Here is a 3,276-nt window from a genome sequence, read left to right as displayed (position 1 = left end):
GTCAATAACAAACAATCCATTACCATTTTTAGCTTCCATCAATTTCGCTCCCAGTGATTCGCTGTTTGAGTTTCTTTGACAAGTGCTTTAACTTGTTGTTATCCGTATCTAAAGAGCCTCTTTGTTATAAACCGTATAGGCACAAAACTGCCCGTTGCCGCTAACCAACTCGTTAAGCACAACCTCCTCCAGAAATTGATCTAGAGTAAAATTCTCTTGCTCTCCGTCGATAGAAAGCCTTTCATCAAGCAACAATGAAATAAATATTTTCTTCTGAATAAGTGAATTAGCGAAATCTAAAGTCAGAATATTATTATTTAATCCGTTCTCAGGATTCAAGTTGCTACCAATCAGTTCTGCTCCAACACCGCTGTCCAGCTCCCAAAGCGAAGCAAAACGTGCTTTGTTCTTATTTGAGATTTTAACTCTTACGTTCTGTTCGTGCCTTGCTGCTTTCACGGAATTAGCGCCCAACAAGAATTCAAACCGATCTTCCTGCTCACATCCTGCCCAGCGCACTTGATTAATAAAGTCCTTAGTGGTCAACCACATTGTTTGAGAATCTTTCACTATGGCCCATATACGATTCCCTGAGTCAAACCTTAACCTTAACTTTCCACTCCTTATATTTCTTAGCAATACAGAGAACGGAATTAGCTTTCTTTGATCAATTAATAGCTCCTCAGAATGTTTTAAATCCAACGACAGCAAATCCATTCGATCAATCAGAGGTCTTGCGTCATAACGTATTCTCACAACCTGGAACCCACTGCATTTATCAACAGAAATGATTGGTGTGTAACCAATCTCTGACCGACTTCTGACACTGTTTTTACAGCTCTGGATACTATTTTCTTGAAAATTAGAGCTATCGATATCAAAGCACTTGGAACTTACCTTTGTGTTGAGACCATAGCTAAGATTAATTGACGCCTCCTCAAATGCATCTTTCTGTGTAGCCCCTATTCCTGACACCTCGTATAGTCCAGGTTCTATTATGTTAATGAGACCAACGCCTTTTTGTAGACAAGACCCTGCTTGCACAAAATAACCATTCAAAGCCAACGCCATTATCACTACAACATATCGAACAATTTTCATTATCATTGGATCTCCTTATCTCAGTAACGGTACCTAACAAGCTCAACATCGCCTTCACTAAAAATCGAAGGTGCTTGGTTTCTTCCAAGTACCGCGGATACAACCGATACCTTCCTGTCTACATAACTGTAGAGTTCATCAGTCGTAACCTTTTTGTCGCCATCGTTGTCAGCTTTTCCCGTTAAGCCCTTAGCTAAAAAGTTTGAAAATAGACCATTGCCAACATAGTCATACCAAGTTGCTACTCCTTCCGACTGTGTCGCGGAAAATACTGTGATCGCACTATTTTTCGTAGGTACAGATATTAAGGGTCGCCTCAATACACTCGCACTTACGTTTGGATATAAGGTTCCGTCGTGAGCATTTCCACTAAAACATGCGTCTAGGAACACTACGATATTTTCAGCATCAATTAATGAAAGCTGGCGATAAAACTCGTCAAGATGATAGCCAGATACATCAATTGAATCGGGTGTCGCGTCGCTAGGCATTAAGTAAGCAGCCCACTTATCATTAATTGCAGGCACACCATGCCCAGAATAGAAAACGAACACTGTATTGGCCTTTCCCTCACTCAACCCGTTAACTGAACGCTGGAATTTGCCAGGCTTGCCATTCGCGCCAATTATGGTTTTGAACTCACCTAAGGAAACATCATGGTATTGAGCGATATTTCGACTTGGAATCCCCATGTTCTTTTCAAACACGTCAGCCATCAATTTTGCATCTTTCAACGCATATCTAACGGGTAGCCCCGGCATTTTAGAATAGTTTCTGTTACCTATAACGAGCGCATAATTGTCAGTATGTTCTATCCTATTCTTGCTTATCCTTGCCGGTCTTTTATCCTCCTCAGCTAAACCGATGTTAGAAACTGCATATTGTTTGACATTTCCTGAATGGTGATATCTAAAACCTTCCTCGATATGCAAGGAATAATTTGCGATCCGTTTTATCGAATGTTTCGCGTCATCGATACCCAGGTCTTTTATATGTATACTGAATTCCGGTTTAGTATTCTTATCCAGCTCCAAGTCACCTCTTAAGAATAAAGTGAGTGGAAGCCGTTCTCCTGGAGCTAACAAGGCTATCCTTTCAGGCCACTGTTCATCGACTAGACGTATACCTTTCGTTTCTAGTTCGGTATGTATTGCAATATTACGTGCTGGCGTGCTGCCAATATTTTCGGCAATCAATTCATACTTACTTGTGCGCCCAGGCTTTAGTGATTCAAACGTTCTCCGTGTTGTAATTCTTATTCTGGGTTCTTCCCACTCGTGGATTTGGTAACTCGATTTAGCTATATCGGCGCCAAAGCCATCCATTTCTTCAGCTTTTACAACAATATCTAACTCATCGTCATCGTATTCTCGAGGCAATAAAATAGTTTGCGAATGTATCCGTTCACTGTTTGGAGGGATCTCACCGATAAAAGATTTGAAAAGTAGACTTGGCATTGAACTACGTCCATCAATGATAAGCTTTACGTTTTCAGCTAGTCCCTCTCCTTCATTTCTAATGAGCACTTGTATCTCAAGAGTCTCATCTTCGTAATAAATTCCGTCTGAGTCTGAATCAACTAATCTTGGTTCTACTACAAGGCGAGGCGGGTTATCGTTTTTCAGCGTTGCTCTTAACCTCTCTGATCGCTCCCGAGCTTTTTCCTTTACTTTTCTCAGTAACTTGTTTGGTCGATAATCAACGTCATCACCATCATAATACCTAACTGGTTTTAAGCCTCTACCAAATGAAGCAAATCGGTATTTTGCTTGCTTATTGATAGTGATACGACCATCACCAGGGACTAAATTAATCGCGTTTTCTGCTAGCCTTTTAGATTCATTAAGGTCTCCCTCCTCTAAAGCTCTTTCAGCGTCAGTAAAAAGCTCAAATGCTGTGTCATTCTTTGCAGCAAAAGTACTCAAGCTAATAGCAAACAACACAACAAAAACTACAGACGTTTTAACCATATTCATCTTTCTATACCTTCTCTAAAACAACCTTAAAACTCGATTCCAATTTCTAGCATTCCTATCTTGAATTTGTTCTCGCTAGCCCCAAAAAACTGTTGCGCAGCGAAATCAACTGAAAAGCCACCTCTAACAAAACCTAGACCAACCGAAGCTCGCTGTTCATCCGCTAAATCAGAATAATTTCCAGTTTGATCTGTTATGC

The 3,276-nt window shown here is 40.5% G+C and carries 2 protein-coding genes; both read right to left on the bottom strand.

Annotation, left to right across the window (positions count from 1 at the left end):
• Positions 1-108: 108 nt before the first annotated feature.
• On the bottom strand, positions 109-1,101 hold the full coding sequence (locus A3766_RS22565; protein ID WP_156491909.1) for a hypothetical protein: 993 nt from the start codon (positions 1,099-1,101) through the stop codon (positions 109-111).
• 20 nt (positions 1,102-1,121) lie between these two features.
• A complete protein-coding gene (locus A3766_RS22560; RefSeq protein ID WP_068512444.1) occupies positions 1,122-3,077 on the bottom strand; it encodes a caspase family protein in 1,956 nt (651 codons plus the stop codon).
• Positions 3,078-3,276 lie beyond the last annotated feature (199 nt).

This window comes from Oleiphilus sp. HI0132, assembly GCF_001635845.1.
The sequence above is the reverse complement of the archived record's forward strand: the minus strand, read 5'-3'. Positions and strand labels throughout refer to the sequence as shown.